This window comes from Serratia sp. JSRIV001 (genome assembly GCF_019968745.1).
GTDB lineage: Bacteria > Pseudomonadota > Gammaproteobacteria > Enterobacterales > Enterobacteriaceae > Chania > Chania fonticola_B.
Genome location: NZ_CP074147.1, coordinates 4,513,351 through 4,531,287, shown reverse-complemented (window position 1 = coordinate 4,531,287; position 17,937 = coordinate 4,513,351). Strand labels below are relative to the sequence as shown.

Genomic DNA, 17,937 nt, shown 5'->3' with positions numbered 1-17,937 from the left:
GGGCAATGAAATTGGTGAGCGTAATGGTAGTGATGGCAAGCGTGCTGAGTTTTTCCGCCATGGCGGCGGGCGATGCGGCGGCAGGGAAGAATAAATCGGCCAGCTGCATGGCTTGCCACGGCGCGGAAGGCAAGGTTTCGGTACCTATGTACCCGAACCTGGCCGGGCAGAATCAAATGTATCTGGAGCACTCTTTGCAGGCTTACAAGAAAGGGGAGCGCTCTGGCGGGCAGGCGGAAGTAATGAAGGCCTATGTCTCGGGGTTGTCGGATGAGGATATTGCCGACCTGGCGGCCTATTACGCCAGCCTGAAGCCTTAAATGACGAGGGCAGCCCTTGGGCTGCCCTGTGGAGATGGCGTTACCGCTATATCAGTCTGACAGGCTGACAACCACGGTACCGATTTCCGGATGACTGAAACTGAGGATGTGATCCAGACGCAAGCTGAGAGCGCTACCGGCCTGATCGACAATCAGGTACTCAACGCCCTTGGTAAATTTCAACTCGGTGGCAATGCCTTCGAACTTCTCTCCGTCGCGTAACTCTAGCTTCAGAATGTAGTTATGCTGACAGGCGAGTTCCAGGCTTTCATAGTCATCGCAATTGATGGATTGGTACTCATCATTCATCAACATGGTCGCTCACCAATAAGTTAGCGGCGGCAAATGCCGCCTGTTCCCTAACGGAGGACGGTAGCTCGCTATTCGCGGCAACCTCGTCCAATGCCTTTAACACACATGCTAGTGCATCCGGCACGTAGCCTAGATCTCCACTGCCGATCTGAGCGTAAAAACGTCGTACTAACTCACAGTATTGTTGCACAATGGCCTCCCTTTAGGATCTCTGCATTATTGCCACGCAGGCTGCAATAAGGCACAGACACTCGGGGTTAAATCCTATCTAAAGGACTATAGCACAGGTGTTAGTGAGTTATTAGTTCCTCTTTTTGGGCATTAGTCCACTCCTGACGTTCCCCGTGCTGGCTGCGGGCTGCCCTGATCAAGTACAATGTGGCCTGTTAATAAAGAGGTTACCCATGGCGCTGAAAGCAACAATTTACAAAGCCACGCTCAATATCGCTGATATGGACCGTCACTTTTACTTTGATACCACACTCACCCTGGCCCAGCATCCTTCAGAAACCGAACAGCGCATGATGCTGCGCCTGCTGGCCTGGATCTGCCATGCCGATGAACGCCTGGTGTTTACCAAAGGCCTGAGTGCGGAAGACGAGCCGGAAATCTGGCGGCGCAACGACCATAACGGGCTGGAGATGTGGATAGAGCTGGGGCTGCCGGACGAGAAACGCATCAAGAAAGCCTGCAATCAGTCACCTCGGGTGGTGCTTTACGCCTATGGCGATCGCGCCGGGCATGTCTGGTGGCAGTCTATGCAGAGCAAAGTTGCCAACCACAAGAACTTGAGCATTCGCTTTCTCGATGATGAACAACTGTCCCGCTTGACCGCGTTAGCCAGCCGCAATATGACGCTACAGGCCACGCTGCAGGAAGGCACTATCTGGCTGTCAGACCTTCAGAATAGTCTGGAAATTCAATTTGCCGAATGGCAGCAGGCGCAGGTATAACCGGTGCTGGAACTGTCAAGAAACGTAGCCATACCGGACAACGAAATAGAATTAACGGCGATCCGCGCGCAGGGGGCGGGTGGCCAGCATGTGAATAAAACCTCAACGGCGATCCATTTGCGCTTTGACATCCGGGCGTCCAGCCTGCCAGAGTACTATAAAGAACGGCTGCTGGCGCTTAATCATCATTTAGTGACCGGTGATGGGGTGGTAATTATCAAAGCGCAGGAATATCGCAGCCAGGAAATGAATCGTGAAGCGGCACTGGCCCGGCTGGTGGCACTGATCCAACAGGCGATGGTGGTCGAAAAGACGCGCAGGGCCACCAAACCAAGTAAAGGCGCCAAATTACGCCGTCTCGAAGGCAAAGTGCGTAAAGGCGCGACCAAGGCGCTGCGCGGCAAGGTTTTACCTTAGGCGGCGTCTTGGCATCAACGGATGACAACAGGAGAATAACTTGAAGCAAATAACCATTGCCCTGTTTTTAGCGGCAGGAGCCCTTTCATTGCTGGGATGTAATAATCAATACCAGCCAAAAGAACAGCCGCTTCAGCCGATGCAGCAGAGCTATCAGGGCTTATTGCCCTGTGCCGATTGCAGCGGGCTGGACACCACACTGTTCCTCGATCAAGACGGCACCTTTATCTTGCAGGAAACCTATCGCGGTTCAAGAGATGGCGATAGCACCTTTGCCAGCTACGGTAAATGGGCGCGCACGGCAGATAAATTGGTGCTGACCGAGAGCAATGGTGAAAAACGTTATTTCCATCCGGAAGGCAAGCAATTGAGAATGCTGGACCGCAGTGGAGCACCGATTGTCTCTCAGCTTAATTATGTGCTGTCGCCGGTGACCAAAGCCTTGCCGAAAACGCCGATGCCGTTGACCGGGTTGTATACCTATATGGCCGACGCGGCGGTATTCCAGGATTGTGCCACTGGCAAAACCTTCCCGGTAGCGAATAATATCGCGCTGGAACAGGGCTATCTGAAGGCTCAGCGGGCACCGGGCGAACCGGTATTCCTGATGTTGAACGGGCATTTCAGCGTGCAGCCTTCCATGGAGGAAGGGCAGATGCAAAAAGCGCTGATCCCGGAGCCGGGTGGCAAAATCACTTTCGACAACAGCAAGAGCTGTGCTAATTAATCAACGAATTATGGCCTCATCATTTGATGATGGGGTCGTTATTGTTGTCCGTTGCAGATATCAGTGTGGGTTAGTTTTTAGCTAACGCCCGCGAACGTAAATAGATCCCCGGTTTGATATGGCCCACGTAAACCAGCGCTTTGCTAGGTGCCAGCGTGGCAATATCCCCTTCGCGCATATGCAGTAAATCGCCTGGGCTGACCCAGCCTGGGGCGGCTAACGTCAACGGATGTCCGGCGTTTTCAAACGCGGCAATCACAAACTCCGAACAAAAATAGGACGACTCTGTGCCGGTCGGTGCCTTGAGCTGGGCTGCGGCCAAGCCTTGTACACATTGCTGGCGGAAATCGGCAGAGAAGGGGTTCAGTGAACACAGTTGCTTGGTCATCATAAAGGGCACCATCTCGGCAATACCCAGATAGTTATACCGGCTGCCGGCCTTTTGGCTGGCGAATTGGCGGATCTGGCTAGCCTGCTCCGGTGTCAGATCGGGGATGCGCAAAGCAAACATCTTGTCGCTATGGGTCAGCGCATCTTTCAGGCTGATAATCTGCACGCCTTCCCCTACCGCTTCGGCAACCTGGCCTTCACCAATATACACGGCAACATGGCTGACTGACGAAGTACTCAAGATACGGATCCCGAGTGATTTCAAACCAATAGTTGAGGAGAACAGCAGGTCACCCTCTTGCAGGTCGGCCTGATTGATTTCGCGCAGCGTTTTTCCTGGGGCGGAGCTTAACGATTGGAACTGAACGTTGACGGGATTGATGGAGTGTTTTTCACGGTCGGATAAGCCTACGTTCATCGTGCAACCGGTCAAAAACACCGAAAGCAAAGCATACAGGCAGGTAGCCGAGGGGCTGCGTAATGGCATAAGTTAATCCTTTAACAACAATATCCATTAATAAAGCCCCCCATCTGGGGGGCTTGGTCTATCAATTAACGTTGGATCTGGCCCAGCAGGAAATCAACGATTTCGCCGGTTTTAATCATCTGCTTCTCGCCAATACGGCGATTTTTATACTCAATCTCTTCGCTGTCGAGGTTACGATCGCCAATCACGATGGAGTGAGGTACGCCGATCAGTTCCATATCGGCAAACATCACGCCTGGGCGCTCTTTACGATCGTCGAGGATCACGTCGATGCCATGTGAACGCAGGGTATCGTACAGTTCCTCAGCCAGAGCCTGCACGCGGAATGATTTGTGCATGTTCATTGGCAGAATAGCTACCTGGAACGGGGCAATCGCGTCTGGCCAGATAATGCCACGGTCATCGTGATTCTGTTCGATGGCAGCAGCTACCACGCGCGTCACACCGATGCCGTAGCAACCCATGGTCAGCACCTGATTACGGCCATCTTCACCCTGTACGGTGGCTTTCATCGCTTCCGAGTACTTGGTACCCAGTTGGAAGATGTGGCCCACTTCGATACCGCGCTTGATCAACAGCGTACCTTTACCGTCTGGGCTGGCATCGCCTTCCACCACGTTACGGATATCGGCGCTCTGTGGCAGCGGCAGATCACGCTCCCAGTTGATGCCAAAGTAGTGTTTGCCATCGATGTTGGCACCGGCGCCAAAGTCACTCATGGCCGCTACGCTGCGATCGACAACCACTGGGATCGGCAGGTTGACAGGACCAAGGGAGCCAGGGCCTGCACCGACGATTGCACGGATTTCTTCTTCGGTGGCGAAAGTCAGTGGAACCGCGACCTGTGGCAGTTTCTCGGCCTTGATTTCATTCAGCTCGTGATCGCCGCGCACCAGCAGGGCAACCAGCTTGTGGCCACTCTCTTCACTGGCGTGCACCATCAAGGTTTTCACCGTTTTCTCTACTGGCAGTTGGAATTGCTCTACCAGCTCGGCGATGGTTTTGGCATTCGGCGTATCGATGATGCGCAGTTCTTCGGTTGCCGCAGCACGTGGCTGAGCGGGGGCAACCGCTTCGGCCAGCTCGATGTTGGCAGCATAGTCGGAACCGGTTGAGAACACGATATCGTCTTCACCGCTGTCTGCCAGCACCTGGAACTCATGTGAAGCGCTGCCACCGATAGAACCGGTATCGGCCAGCACCGGACGGAAATCCAGACCCATGCGGTTGAAGATCTTGCTGTAGGCCTCGTACATCGCGTCGTAGGTGACCTGCAAGGATTCCTGGGTGGTGTGGAAGGAATAGGCGTCCTTCATCAGGAATTCACGCGAACGCATTACGCCAAAACGTGGGCGAACCTCGTCACGGAACTTGGTCTGGATCTGGAAGAAGTTCAGCGGCAGCTGCTTGTAGGAGCTGATTTCGTTGCGGATCAGATCGGTGATCACTTCTTCATGGGTTGGACCAAGTACAAACGGACGTTCGCCGCGATCGACAAAACGCAGCAATTCCGGGCCATATTGCTCCCAGCGGCCGCTTTCCAGCCAGAGGTCTGCGGGCTGAACTACCGGCATGGAAACTTCGATCGCGTTAGCATTGTTCATTTCTTCGCGAACGATGTTTTCAACCTTCTTCAGAACGCGCAGGCCGGTCGGCAACCAGGTGTAAAGACCGGAGGCCAGCTTGCGGATCATCCCGGCGCGTAGCATCAGCTGGTGGCTGATCACTTCGGCGTCGGCAGGTGTCTCCTTCAGTGTGGAGAGCAGATATTGGCTTGTACGCATGGTGTTTTGGTTCCGTTAGAACTGCAAATTGCATCGGGCTGCCAGGGTTGGCCGCCAAAATTTTCAAAAGTGGCTTAGTTTACCAGCGCAAGCCGGTTGTCAAAAGAGAGCGGGCGGAATTTTAACGGGCGTCGAGCGACAACACTTCGCTTTGACTATCAACGATCCGCCAGCGCACGTTGAACTCCAACAACCATACCGCATATTCGCGCCCGCTGGCTTCTTCTTTTCGATAGGCGGGGCGAGGATCTTGCGCCAGAACCTGAGTGATAAAACGGCGCAGGTTGGGGTAGCGCCGCACATGTTGCTGCAGCTGTTGTTCCGCTTCGGGCGAGAAATACACCGGCATATCACCGGCCGGAGCTGCCTGAGCAAACCCGGCCCGCGCTTGCGGATGGCTTTCGGCAAACGGCAAATAAGGTTTGATATCGACCACCGGCGTACCGTCAACCAAATCCAGGCTGCCCAGCTCCAGTACCACCTCGCCCCCTTGAGTCCGTATGCCTTTCAGTTCGATCAAGGACATACCCAATGGATTAGGGCGAAAGGTCGAACGGGTGGCGAACACGCCCATACGCGCATTGCCGCCCAGACGAGGAGGCCGCACGGTAGGACGCCAGCCTCCTTCCATGGTTTGATGAAACACAAACATCACCCACAGATGGCTGAACTCGCTGAGGCCACGTACCGCTTCGGGCTGATTGTAAGGCGGCAACAGCACCAGTTCACCGCCGCCGTCTTCCACTAGCCCAGGCTGACGGGGAACCGCGAATTTCTCTTTATACGGAGAACGGATGGTGCCGATCTGCTCAAAAACAAATTCGGTCATTTGGCTGAGACGTTAAGCGCAGAGCCTTGGCAGATGGCCTGCTGGTAACAACCGGCGACGCCGCTGACAATCTGACAGTCATGCAGTAGCACCGCATTGGCCTTCATGTAGGAGGCTCGGTTCTGCATGCGCTTACGTGCGGTATTCAGATTTGGCGGAGAGTCCTGAACCGTGGTCTGACAAGATTCGCCAGAAACCTCACCTAAATCGCGGAAAGGTTTACCGACCAGTTCTTCTGCACTCTTGTACAGTTTTACCGGGGCCGGGCGGGCTGCTGGGGTGGCTTTTACCGGAGCGGGAGCGGCCGTAGTTGTTGTGCTGTTTGTTGTGGATGGAGCCGTGTGCTGCGTTGAGCATCCAGTCAGCGCGAGCGCTAACAAACAGAGAGGTAAAACACGCATTGAGAGTCCCTGCCATTTTATAATCAAAGTGGCGCTATTGAAGCAATCTCTGGCACAAATAACAAGACGGGCCGTAGCCCGTCTTGCAATTATCGGAATAAAATGGCTAAGGAATGATTACCAGCCTTTTACTGCGCCACCGTTAAAGATCTTGTTGGCTGCTTCGTTAACTTCGTCAGACTGGTAAGCCTGAACGAATTTCTTCACGTTTTCCGCGTCTTTGTTATCTTCACGGGCAACCATGATGTTGACGTAAGGTGAGTCTTTATCTTCAACAAACAGACCGTCTTTGGCTGGCGTCAAACCAATCTGGCTGGCGTAAGTGGTGTTGATGATGGCCAGAGCGATTTGCTGATCGTCCAGTGAACGTGGCAGCTGTGGTGCTTCCAGTTCAACCAGCTTCAGGTTTTTCGGGTTCTCGGTCACATCCAGCACGGTTGGCAGCAGGCCAACACCGTCTTTCAGCTTGATCAGACCCTGTTTTTGCAGCAGCAACAGTGAACGGCCCAGGTTGGTGGGATCGTTAGGCAGTGCTACCTGTGAACCATCTTGCAGCTCATCAATGGATTTGATCTTTTTGGAGTAACCGGCGATCGGGTACACGAAGGTGTTACCCACCGTAACCAGCTTATAACCACGATCCTTGATCTGCTGATCCAGGTAAGGCTTGTGCTGGAAGGCGTTGACATCGATATCGCCTTTGCTCAGGGCTTCGTTTGGCAACACGTAGTCGTTGAAGGTGACCAGCTCAACGTCCAGGCCATACTTATCTTTTGCTACTTTTTGTGCCACTTCAGCTACTTGCTGTTCAGCACCAACAATAACACCCACTTTGATATGGTTTGGATCTTTTTCATCCTGGCCACAACCGGCCAGAGCCAGAGTACCGATCAGTGCGCCGATTGTTGCGATGGATTTAAACTTTAACGACATATCCCTTCCTCAATTAGACTCGCATATGAAATACGCCTTACTCTTTATCCTGCCAGATGCAGCAAAGCTATCGAGTAGATGTCAGCGCGTGGGTAAAACTATTTGTGGGTAACGGCCTTCACGATACGGTCGCCACCAAACTGGATCAGATACACCAGCACCACCAGTAATATTAATACCGTATTCATCACGGTAGCGTTATAACCAATATAACCATACTGATAACCAATTTGACCTAAGCCACCGGCACCGACGGCACCGCCCATTGCAGAATAGCCCACCAGGGTGATCAGCGTGATGGTAGCGGCATTCACCAAACCTGGCAGCGCTTCAGGCAGCAGCACTTTGGTGATGATTTGCATTGGGGTCGCACCCATGGCACGAGCAGCTTCAACCAAACCTGACGGAATTTCCAACAGGGCGTTTTCTACCATACGGGCAATAAAGGGAGCCGCGCCCACGGTCAGTGGAACGATAGCCGCCTGCAAACCGATAGAGGTGCCAACGATCATGCGAGTGAACGGGATCATCCAGACCAGCAGGATAATGAACGGGATGGAACGGAAAATGTTCACCAATCCGGACAACACCTTATAGACGGTATTGTTGGCAATGATTTGCCCAGGGCGGGTCACATATAATAGTACGCCAACCGGTAAGCCAAGAACAAAGCCAAAGAAGCCGGAGACAAAGGTCATCGTAACGGTTTCCCACACGCCACGTGCCATTAACCACATCATTGCCTCAGACATAACCCAGAACCTCTACTTTTACCTGATTTTCTTGTAGGAACTTAATCGTTGCCTGTGCATCTTCATCGGAGCCGTGCAGTTCAGCCAGCATCACGCCGAACTTCACGCCGCCAGCGTAATCCATCTGTGCGCTGATAATATTGTTGTTCACGTTAAAGCGACGAGCCGCTTCTGACAGTAACGGGGCATCGACCGAGCGGCCGGTAAACTCCAGGCGTAACAGCGGTTGACGGCCTCCGGTACGCTCAGGTACCAGACGTGCGGCATAATCATCCGGAATATCCAGATGCAGCGTAGCCTGGATAAACTGCTGTGCCAGCGGCGTCTTGGGATGGGAGAACACTTCGCTAACGCTATCTTTCTCAATCAATTGACCTTGGCTGATAACCGCGACCTGATCGCAGATACGTTTCACTACGTCCATTTCATGGGTGATCAGCAGGATGGTCAGCCCCAGACGGCGGTTGATATCTTTCAGCAGTTCAAGAATGGAGCGGGTGGTGGCAGGGTCCAGCGCACTGGTCGCTTCGTCGCACAGCAGCACTTTAGGATTGCTAGCCAGCGCACGGGCGATGGCCACACGCTGCTTTTGGCCGCCTGACAGATTGGCAGGGTAGGCATCGTGCTTATCTGACAGACCAACCAGCTCCAGCAGTTCGACCACGCGTTTTTTGATTTCCGCGCGTGGGGTGTTGTCCAGCTCCAACGGCAGGGCAACGTTACCGAAGACCGTACGTGAAGAAAGCAGGTTAAAGTGTTGGAAGATCATGCCAATCTGGCGGCGTGCGCGCGTCAGCTCACCTTCAGACAGGGAGGTCAGATCCTGGCCATCAACCAGAACGGTACCTGACGTTGGGCGCTCAAGCATGTTGGCGCAGCGGATCAGCGTACTCTTACCGGCGCCTGAGGCACCGATGACGCCATAAATCTGTCCGGCAGGAACGTGAAGAGTCACGTCAGAGAGTGCGCTAATGGAACGCGACCCCTGCTGGAACACTTTGGTGATGTTGGAAAGTTTAATCATATTCTTCTTATTTTTAGCTTGGTTGCCGTGGCCTAATAAAGAGAGACCTTGATCAGCGCCAAGGTCTGGATCAGATGTTAAGGCGTCTAGACGTCCAAGTCAACGTTAACGCTATTCTTCATCATTCTCAGTCTCGGCGAAAACATGCGATACTGTGGCGGTTTTCAGGCTTTCAGGAGCATACCGGTGACACAACGCGTTCCAGCAATTTTCTTAGATCGTGACGGCACGATTAATATCGATCATGGCTACGTCCATGAAATAGATGATTTCCAGTTTATCGATGGCGTGATTGACGCCTGCCGTGAACTGAAAAGCATGGGCTTCGCACTGGTGCTGGTCACCAACCAGTCTGGCATTGCCCGTGGTAAATTCAGCGAAGACCAGTTTATGCGTCTGACAGAATGGATGGACTGGTCGATGGCTGACCGCGACGTCGATCTGGACGGCATCTATTTCTGCCCACATCATCCTGAAGCAGTAATAGAAGAGTATCGCCAGGTTTGTGATTGCCGCAAACCGCAGCCGGGCATGTTGTTGCAGGCGCAGAAAGAACTGAACATCGATTTGGCCGCTTCTTATATGGTTGGCGACAAAATCGAGGATATGCAGGCGGCCGCAGCTGCAGGGGTAGGCACTAAAGTGTTGGTGCGCACCGGTAAGCCAGTGACTGAAGAAGGTGAGAAAGCGGCGGATTGGGTACTAAACAGCCTGCAAGAGCTGCCGGCAGCGATTAAAAAGCGGGTTTAAGCAGCGTTATGCATGAATAGTGAGCGGTCGGAAGAAAAGTGCATATTATCCCTTGTCATTCTGAACCAGCTCCCTATAATGCGCCTCCATCGACACGGAACATGTGAACAACTTCACAGAGTCTCCGGGGGTCGCAGAGAAAAAACCTGAAATTAAGGTTGACTCTGAAAGAGGAAAGCGTAATATACGCCACCTCGAGTTAGCAAGCGAAAGCGCGTAACTCACTGCTCTTTAACAATTTATCAGACAATCTGTGTGGGCACTCACAAGACGATACCCAGCTACTTCGGTAGCAAAAAAATATCAAGTCTTGAAGAGTGACCAAGCAGTCATTCATGCGAATGAATGATTACGAAAGTTAATTTTCGAGCATCGCTGCACCGTTCTTTAATGAACAGTGTCAGCAAATCAAGCTTTTAATTGAAGAGTTTGATCATGGCTCAGATTGAACGCTGGCGGCAGGCCTAACACATGCAAGTCGAGCGGTAGCACGGGGAGCTTGCTCCTGGGTGACGAGCGGCGGACGGGTGAGTAATGTCTGGGAAACTGCCCGATGGAGGGGGATAACTACTGGAAACGGTAGCTAATACCGCATAACGTCTTCGGACCAAAGTGGGGGACCTTCGGGCCTCACACCATCGGATGTGCCCAGATGGGATTAGCTAGTAGGTGAGGTAATGGCTCACCTAGGCGACGATCCCTAGCTGGTCTGAGAGGATGACCAGCCACACTGGAACTGAGACACGGTCCAGACTCCTACGGGAGGCAGCAGTGGGGAATATTGCACAATGGGCGCAAGCCTGATGCAGCCATGCCGCGTGTGTGAAGAAGGCCTTCGGGTTGTAAAGCACTTTCAGCGAGGAGGAAGGGTTCAGTGTTAATAGCACTGTTCATTGACGTTACTCGCAGAAGAAGCACCGGCTAACTCCGTGCCAGCAGCCGCGGTAATACGGAGGGTGCAAGCGTTAATCGGAATTACTGGGCGTAAAGCGCACGCAGGCGGTTTGTTAAGTCAGATGTGAAATCCCCGAGCTTAACTTGGGAACTGCATTTGAAACTGGCAAGCTAGAGTCTTGTAGAGGGGGGTAGAATTCCAGGTGTAGCGGTGAAATGCGTAGAGATCTGGAGGAATACCGGTGGCGAAGGCGGCCCCCTGGACAAAGACTGACGCTCAGGTGCGAAAGCGTGGGGAGCAAACAGGATTAGATACCCTGGTAGTCCACGCTGTAAACGATGTCGACTTGGAGGTTGTGCCCTTGAGGCGTGGCTTCCGGAGCTAACGCGTTAAGTCGACCGCCTGGGGAGTACGGCCGCAAGGTTAAAACTCAAATGAATTGACGGGGGCCCGCACAAGCGGTGGAGCATGTGGTTTAATTCGATGCAACGCGAAGAACCTTACCTACTCTTGACATCCACAGAACTTTCCAGAGATGGATTGGTGCCTTCGGGAACTGTGAGACAGGTGCTGCATGGCTGTCGTCAGCTCGTGTTGTGAAATGTTGGGTTAAGTCCCGCAACGAGCGCAACCCTTATCCTTTGTTGCCAGCGCGTCATGGCGGGAACTCAAAGGAGACTGCCGGTGATAAACCGGAGGAAGGTGGGGATGACGTCAAGTCATCATGGCCCTTACGAGTAGGGCTACACACGTGCTACAATGGCATATACAAAGAGAAGCGAACTCGCGAGAGCAAGCGGACCTCATAAAGTATGTCGTAGTCCGGATCGGAGTCTGCAACTCGACTCCGTGAAGTCGGAATCGCTAGTAATCGTAGATCAGAATGCTACGGTGAATACGTTCCCGGGCCTTGTACACACCGCCCGTCACACCATGGGAGTGGGTTGCAAAAGAAGTAGGTAGCTTAACCTTCGGGAGGGCGCTTACCACTTTGTGATTCATGACTGGGGTGAAGTCGTAACAAGGTAACCGTAGGGGAACCTGCGGTTGGATCACCTCCTTACCTAAAGATATGCAGTTGCGTGCAGTGTCCACACAGATTGTCTGATGAAAAAGTAACGAGCAGAAATACCTTTATAGGCTTGTAGCTCAGGTGGTTAGAGCGCACCCCTGATAAGGGTGAGGTCGGTGGTTCAAGTCCACTCAGGCCTACCAAATTCGCACTTGTGCTGCGTTGCACGCGATACGTTTACACCGTAAACGTCCAGTGAGCATGCCTTGCCTGAGCGAGTGGTAAATAAAGGTTTCTGCAAGTGACTGTATGGGGCTATAGCTCAGCTGGGAGAGCGCCTGCCTTGCACGCAGGAGGTCAGCGGTTCGATCCCGCTTAGCTCCACCATATCCATATGGTCCTTGATAATACTTCAGAGTGTACTGGCAACAGTATGCTGCGAAGTATTTTGCTCTTTAACAATCTGGAACAAGCTGAAAATTGAAACATGACAGCTGAAACTTATCCCTCCGTAGAAGTATTGGGGTAAGGATTAACCTGTCATAGAGTCTCTCAAATAAACAGCACGACAGTGTTCTCTGTTTACAGAAACACCTTCGGGTTGTGAGGTTAAGTGACTAAGCGTACACGGTGGATGCCTAGGCAGTCAGAGGCGATGAAGGGCGTGCTAATCTGCGAAAAGTGTCGGTAAGGTGATATGAACCGTTATAACCGGCAATACCCGAATGGGGAAACCCAGTGTGTTTCGACACACTATCGTATGGTGAATACATAGCCATACGAGGCGAACCGGGGGAACTGAAACATCTAAGTACCCCGAGGAAAAGAAATCAACCGAGATTCCCCTAGTAGCGGCGAGCGAACGGGGAACAGCCCAGAACCTGAATCAGTTCTTGTGTTAGTGGAAGCGTCTGGAAAGTCGCGCAGCAAAGGGTGATAGCCCCGTACACTAAAATGCATTAACTGTGAGTTCGATGAGTAGGGCGGGACACGTGACATCCTGTCTGAATATGGGGGGACCATCCTCCAAGGCTAAATACTCCTGACTGACCGATAGTGAACCAGTACCGTGAGGGAAAGGCGAAAAGAACCCCGGCGAGGGGAGTGAAATAGAACCTGAAACCGTGTACGTACAAGCAGTGGGAGCACCTTCGTGGTGTGACTGCGTACCTTTTGTATAATGGGTCAGCGACTTATATTTTGTAGCAAGGTTAACCGTATAGGGGAGCCGTAGGGAAACCGAGTCTTAACTGGGCGAATAGTTGCAAGGTATAGACCCGAAACCCGGTGATCTAGCCATGGGCAGGTTGAAGGTTGGGTAACACTAACTGGAGGACCGAACCGACTAATGTTGAAAAATTAGCGGATGACTTGTGGCTGGGGGTGAAAGGCCAATCAAACCGGGAGATAGCTGGTTCTCCCCGAAAGCTATTTAGGTAGCGCCTCGTGAACTCATCTTCGGGGGTAGAGCACTGTTTCGGCTAGGGGGCCATCCCGGCTTACCAAACCGATGCAAACTCCGAATACCGAAGAATGTTATCACGGGAGACACACGGCGGGTGCTAACGTCCGTCGTGAAGAGGGAAACAACCCAGACCGCCAGCTAAGGTCCCAAAGTCATGGTTAAGTGGGAAACGATGTGGGAAGGCATAGACAGCCAGGATGTTGGCTTAGAAGCAGCCATCATTTAAAGAAAGCGTAATAGCTCACTGGTCGAGTCGGCCTGCGCGGAAGATGTAACGGGGCTAAACCATGCACCGAAGCTGCGGCAGCGACGCTTAGGCGTTGTTGGGTAGGGGAGCGTTCTGTAAGCCGTTGAAGGTGAACTGTGAGGTTTGCTGGAGGTATCAGAAGTGCGAATGCTGACATAAGTAACGATAAAGCGGGTGAAAAACCCGCTCGCCGGAAGACCAAGGGTTCCTGTCCAACGTTAATCGGGGCAGGGTGAGTCGACCCCTAAGGCGAGGCCGAAAGGCGTAGTCGATGGGAAACAGGTTAATATTCCTGTACTCGGTGTTACTGCGAAGGGGGGACGGAGAAGGCTAGGCTAGCCGGGCGACGGTTGTCCCGGTTTAAGCGTGTAGGGGGAGTGACCTGGTAAATCCGGTTACTTACTAACCCTGAGGCGTGATGACGATGCACTACGGTGCAGAAGTAGTTGATGCCCTGCTTCCAGGAAAAGCCTCTAAGCATCAGGTAACATCAAATCGTACCCCAAACCGACACAGGTGGTCAGGTAGAGAATACCAAGGCGCTTGAGAGAACTCGGGTGAAGGAACTAGGCAAAATGGTGCCGTAACTTCGGGAGAAGGCACGCTGGCGCGTAGGTGAAGAGACTTGCTCTCGGAGCTGAAGCCAGTCGCAGATACCAGCTGGCTGCAACTGTTTAATAAAAACACAGCACTGTGCAAACACGAAAGTGGACGTATACGGTGTGACGCCTGCCCGGTGCTGGAAGGTTAATTGATGGGGTCAGCCGCAAGGCGAAGCTCTTGATCGAAGCCCCAGTAAACGGCGGCCGTAACTATAACGGTCCTAAGGTAGCGAAATTCCTTGTCGGGTAAGTTCCGACCTGCACGAATGGCGTAATGATGGCCAGGCTGTCTCCACCCGAGACTCAGTGAAATTGAACTCGCTGTGAAGATGCAGTGTACCCGCGGCAAGACGGAAAGACCCCGTGAACCTTTACTATAGCTTGACACTGAACATTGAGCCTTGATGTGTAGGATAGGTGGGAGGCTTTGAAGTGTGGACGCCAGTCTGCATGGAGCCAACCTTGAAATACCACCCTTTAATGTTTGATGTTCTAACTCGGCCCCGTAATCCGGGGTGAGGACAGTGTCTGGTGGGTAGTTTGACTGGGGCGGTCTCCTCCCAAAGAGTAACGGAGGAGCACGAAGGTTAGCTAATCACGGTCGGACATCGTGAGGTTAGTGCAAAGGCATAAGCTAGCTTGACTGCGAGAGTGACGGCTCGAGCAGGTACGAAAGTAGGTCTTAGTGATCCGGTGGTTCTGAATGGAAGGGCCATCGCTCAACGGATAAAAGGTACTCCGGGGATAACAGGCTGATACCGCCCAAGAGTTCATATCGACGGCGGTGTTTGGCACCTCGATGTCGGCTCATCACATCCTGGGGCTGAAGTAGGTCCCAAGGGTATGGCTGTTCGCCATTTAAAGTGGTACGCGAGCTGGGTTTAGAACGTCGTGAGACAGTTCGGTCCCTATCTGCCGTGGGCGTTGGAAGATTGAGAGGGGTTGCTCCTAGTACGAGAGGACCGGAGTGAACGCACCACTGGTGTTCGGGTTGTCATGCCAATGGCACTGCCCGGTAGCTAAGTGCGGAAAAGATAAGCGCTGAAAGCATCTAAGCGCGAAACTTGCCTCGAGATGAGTCTTCCCTGGGCCTTTAAGGCCCCTGAAGGAACGTTTAAGACTAAGACGTTGATAGGCTGGGTGTGTAAGTGCAGCGATGTATTGAGCTAACCAGTACTAATGATCCGTGAGGCTTAACCTTACAACACCAAAGGTGTTTTAGAGTAGACGACAATTTTCAGCGACGTTCCGAGATTGGTTTCGATGGCGACACGAGAGTGAAGCGGTTGAAATGAAACGAATTTGCCTGGCGGCAATAGCGCGGTGGTCCCACCTGACCCCATGCCGAACTCAGAAGTGAAACGCCGTAGCGCCGATGGTAGTGTGGGGTCTCCCCATGCGAGAGTAGGACACTGCCAGGCATCAAATAAGCCAAGAGGCCATCCGCAAGGATGGCCTTTTTGCTATGGGTCGGAAACAGAAATGCCCCTCACCCCCGCCCTCTCCCAGAGTACCAGCCGAGAACAACTGAACACCCGTGCGGAGGGAGAGGGAGCCGTCCGGCGTCGTGGATGAGTGAGTGCGGCTACGGCAAGTCGGAACCTTTGATGAACCCATGCCGTTTCGACAGTGATGAGTAATCAGAAAGATAAGAAGTTCAGAGGAATACCAGCGGACTCGATCGGTTCCCTCTCCCTTTGGGAGAGGGTTAGGGTGAGGGGTCATTACCAAGCTTCAACGCGCCAGATGATAAATACTGTACCCTGTCGCAGCCCCTGCCACATCCCAGGCAAAATCCTTCCAGCTCCAGCCCGTACCGCCTTCGCGGCTGTCATACAGCTCTTTTGCCGCGCCCAACCCAACCGAAAATAGCAGGCCAAAACTGCGGCTACGTGCCTCATTCCAATTCTGATGATCGCCATAAGCTGCGCCAGCGGCGGCAAATGCAGCGGAAGCCACAAAGTGCTGAGCCTTGTCTTTACCGGTCCAACTATCATTGGCCATGTGGGTACAGCCACTGGAGAACAACAGTACCGGAAGGAGGATAAACGGGCGGAGTGGGCACATAGTGAAAACATCCTGTCTCAATATGGACAAAAAAGCCCGGCATTGCCGGGCTGTGGTGCAGTTAATTATAGCGAGTTTACAATATACGGCTAATCAAGCGATCGATACGGATCCGACGCAGACGACGGATCAGTTTACGCACCTTGACCGGATATTCCTGAATGCTTTGCAATTCGAGATAGTGGCCAACCACTGTGGTATGGGTACGGATCGTTTCCAACTCTTTATGCCGTTGTTCCTGCATTTCGTGCTTGGGATCGTGGAACAGAATGGCGTTCTCCAGATCCAGCCGCCAGGCGCGCGGGTTGAGGTTGTTACCGGTGATCAACTGCCACTCGTCATCGACCCACATCCCTTTGAGGTGATAGCTGTTATCGCCGTCTTTCCACAGGCGCACAATCAGCTGGCCGGTATCAACATAGCGTTGCAGGCGGCTCAGGAAGCGGCGCAGGTTGATTTCATAGAGATAAGGCAGCGCACCGATAATCTTGAACGGCTGATCTTCAGGAATGTAGAAGTCATTGGCCGTCTTGTCACCCACGATGATCTCCACCTGTTTTCCTTGGCGCAGCAGATAAATGATATTGCGCACCAGCAAGGCTGGCAGGTTGAAGTAAGGCGTGCACAGCGTCAGTTTCTGATCGGTGCTGGACATCAGGTGGTGGATCGTTTTGTTCAGAATGCTCTGTTTACCCAGGCCGACTAACGGGGTGACGGCCAGCTCATCATTACTGGCGTTCCCCTGAAATTGATAGGCGGCACGGCGTAGGGCAAAGCGGAACAGGCGGATTTCGTTTTTGATCTCGAGGCTTTTGGGCCTGTCAGCACGATCAAGACGCTGCACGGCACCGGCGGTTAACAGATGCTGTTTGATGTAATCGCACAGGGTCACCGCCAACAGATTATTGGTGATCAGCTGATAGCGATCGTAACGATACTTATCATGCTGGTGCAGATAGACATCATTAATGCTGGCGCCGCTGTAGAACACCGTATCGTCAACGACAAAGCCCTTCAAATGCAGTACGCCCAGCGCTTCGCGAGTATTGACCGGAACGCCGTAAATCGGCACCGAAACCTGCGGGTGCTGTGCAGCCATAGCGCAGTACCAGTCGGCATTGGTATTGGCCGCTGCCGCACCGATACGCCCACGTTGAGCACGATGCCAGTCTACCAACACGCAGATCTCCAGCTCAGGGCGCTGCTGCTTGGCTTGATAGAGCGCATTGAGGATATCGCGGCCCGCATCGTCATGCTCCAGATAGAGCGCTACCAGATAAATGCGGGTTGTTGCGTTAGCGATCGATTCCAGCAGCGTTGCACGGAAATCAGCCGGCGTAAAAAGGGTACGGACATCAGCAACCGTCTGGGGGAGTTTGGGCAGTTGTGCAAGGTGTTGTTGATGTTTGCTACGTTTAAATTTTGACAACATCACAGTGCGCTTCTTCTCTCATATTTGGATGGCCGGAACGCCACTTCCATGAATAAAATGCTTCGAACAATCGGGCGATAATACCACTAGTTGCCCCGATTGTGCGTATGTTTTGGCGTTAAGTAGTGGATTCGTATT

The 17,937-nt window shown here is 52.9% G+C and carries 16 protein-coding genes, 2 tRNA genes and 3 rRNA genes; 10 read left to right on the top strand and 11 right to left on the bottom strand.

The genetic code is table 11. The features are described 5' to 3' along the window. Positions 1-5: 5 nt before the first annotated feature. Entirely contained in the window at positions 6-320 is a 315-nt protein-coding gene (locus tag KGP17_RS21060) for a cytochrome c (RefSeq protein WP_021179932.1), read from the top strand. A gap of 51 nt (positions 321-371) precedes the next feature. Here the strand turns inward: KGP17_RS21060 and rof are convergent, their stop codons facing one another. Together rof and KGP17_RS21050 are read right to left on the bottom strand one after the other, a co-directional pair. After that, positions 372-629 carry a Rho-binding antiterminator gene (rof, locus tag KGP17_RS21055; RefSeq protein ID WP_223499701.1) on the bottom strand — a complete coding sequence of 86 codons (258 nt, stop codon included), beginning with the start codon at positions 627-629 and terminating at the stop codon, positions 372-374. Further along, positions 622-822: a YaeP family protein gene (locus KGP17_RS21050; RefSeq protein WP_024529521.1), complete on the bottom strand. Its 201-nt coding sequence runs from the start codon at positions 820-822 to the stop codon at positions 622-624. Before KGP17_RS21050 ends, rof begins: the two co-directional genes overlap by 8 nt. Before the next feature lie 214 nt (positions 823-1,036). Here KGP17_RS21050 and KGP17_RS21045 point away from each other — a divergent pair, with 214 nt between their 5' ends. The 3 genes from KGP17_RS21045 to nlpE are packed head-to-tail and all read left to right on the top strand — an operon-like array spanning position 1,037 to position 2,729. Beyond that, positions 1,037-1,585, top strand: a complete 549-nt coding sequence (locus tag KGP17_RS21045; protein ID WP_021806096.1) for a YaeQ family protein — start codon at positions 1,037-1,039, stop codon at positions 1,583-1,585. 3 nt (positions 1,586-1,588) lie between these two features. Continuing rightward, positions 1,589-2,002: an alternative ribosome rescue aminoacyl-tRNA hydrolase ArfB gene (gene arfB / locus KGP17_RS21040; protein ID WP_021179935.1), complete on the top strand. Its 414-nt coding sequence runs from the start codon at positions 1,589-1,591 to the stop codon at positions 2,000-2,002. 40 nt (positions 2,003-2,042) lie between these two features. Beyond that, entirely contained in the window at positions 2,043-2,729 is a 687-nt protein-coding gene (gene nlpE, locus KGP17_RS21035; protein ID WP_021806095.1) for an envelope stress response activation lipoprotein NlpE, read from the top strand. A 70-nt stretch (positions 2,730-2,799) separates the two neighbouring features. Here nlpE and KGP17_RS21030 read toward each other — a convergent pair whose 3' ends face one another. The 7 genes from KGP17_RS21030 to metN all read right to left on the bottom strand — a co-directional run bounded on the left by KGP17_RS21030 (position 2,800) and on the right by metN (position 9,329). After that, positions 2,800-3,606 (bottom strand): YaeF family permuted papain-like enzyme, encoded by an 807-nt coding sequence (locus KGP17_RS21030; RefSeq protein WP_223498277.1) that lies wholly within the window; start codon positions 3,604-3,606, stop codon positions 2,800-2,802. A 65-nt stretch (positions 3,607-3,671) separates the two neighbouring features. Beyond that, positions 3,672-5,390 carry a proline--tRNA ligase gene (proS, locus tag KGP17_RS21025; protein ID WP_223498276.1) on the bottom strand — a complete coding sequence of 573 codons (1,719 nt, stop codon included), beginning with the start codon at positions 5,388-5,390 and terminating at the stop codon, positions 3,672-3,674. A 121-nt stretch (positions 5,391-5,511) separates the two neighbouring features. Further along, positions 5,512-6,219 (bottom strand): tRNA (N6-threonylcarbamoyladenosine(37)-N6)-methyltransferase TrmO, encoded by a 708-nt coding sequence (tsaA, locus tag KGP17_RS21020; protein WP_021179939.1) that lies wholly within the window; start codon positions 6,217-6,219, stop codon positions 5,512-5,514. Beyond that, positions 6,216-6,620, bottom strand: coding sequence for an Rcs stress response system protein RcsF (rcsF, locus tag KGP17_RS21015; protein ID WP_223498275.1), 405 nt, complete (start codon positions 6,618-6,620; stop codon positions 6,216-6,218). The genes tsaA and rcsF overlap by 4 nt, the downstream gene beginning before the upstream one ends. 117 nt (positions 6,621-6,737) lie before the next feature. Continuing rightward, positions 6,738-7,553 (bottom strand): MetQ/NlpA family lipoprotein, encoded by an 816-nt coding sequence (locus KGP17_RS21010; RefSeq protein WP_021806093.1) that lies wholly within the window; start codon positions 7,551-7,553, stop codon positions 6,738-6,740. A gap of 98 nt (positions 7,554-7,651) precedes the next feature. Continuing rightward, on the bottom strand, positions 7,652-8,305 hold the full coding sequence (locus KGP17_RS21005) for a methionine ABC transporter permease MetI (RefSeq protein WP_021179942.1): 654 nt from the start codon (positions 8,303-8,305) through the stop codon (positions 7,652-7,654). Continuing rightward, a complete protein-coding gene (metN, locus tag KGP17_RS21000; RefSeq protein ID WP_021806092.1) occupies positions 8,298-9,329 on the bottom strand; it encodes a methionine ABC transporter ATP-binding protein MetN in 1,032 nt (343 codons plus the stop codon). Before metN ends, KGP17_RS21005 begins: the two co-directional genes overlap by 8 nt. A 186-nt stretch (positions 9,330-9,515) precedes the next feature. Between metN and gmhB the strand changes: the two genes are divergently transcribed. The 6 genes from gmhB to rrf all read left to right on the top strand — a co-directional run bounded on the left by gmhB (position 9,516) and on the right by rrf (position 15,721). Next, entirely contained in the window at positions 9,516-10,079 is a 564-nt protein-coding gene (gene gmhB / locus KGP17_RS20995) for a D-glycero-beta-D-manno-heptose 1,7-bisphosphate 7-phosphatase (protein ID WP_021179944.1), read from the top strand. Between the two features lie 417 nt (positions 10,080-10,496). Further along, positions 10,497-12,037 (top strand): 16S ribosomal RNA (locus KGP17_RS20990). 75 nt (positions 12,038-12,112) lie between these two features. After that, positions 12,113-12,189: transfer RNA gene (locus KGP17_RS20985), tRNA-Ile, on the top strand. A 108-nt stretch (positions 12,190-12,297) separates the two neighbouring features. Beyond that, positions 12,298-12,373 (top strand) — tRNA-Ala (locus tag KGP17_RS20980). A 220-nt stretch (positions 12,374-12,593) separates the two neighbouring features. After that, positions 12,594-15,501 (top strand): 23S ribosomal RNA (locus KGP17_RS20975). A 104-nt stretch (positions 15,502-15,605) separates the two neighbouring features. After that, positions 15,606-15,721: ribosomal RNA gene (gene rrf, locus KGP17_RS20970) — 5S ribosomal RNA — on the top strand. Together the 16S, 23S and 5S rRNA genes with 2 tRNA genes alongside form the textbook arrangement of a ribosomal RNA operon. Before the next feature lie 313 nt (positions 15,722-16,034). On the opposite strand, the gene KGP17_RS20965 is transcribed toward rrf, so the two are convergent. Further along, positions 16,035-16,367 (bottom strand): YfiM family lipoprotein, encoded by a 333-nt coding sequence (locus tag KGP17_RS20965; RefSeq protein ID WP_094981238.1) that lies wholly within the window; start codon positions 16,365-16,367, stop codon positions 16,035-16,037. Between the two features lie 76 nt (positions 16,368-16,443). Further along, positions 16,444-17,799, bottom strand: coding sequence for a CDP-diacylglycerol--serine O-phosphatidyltransferase (gene pssA / locus KGP17_RS20960; protein ID WP_024530687.1), 1,356 nt, complete (start codon positions 17,797-17,799; stop codon positions 16,444-16,446). Between the last annotated feature and the right edge of the window lie 138 nt (positions 17,800-17,937).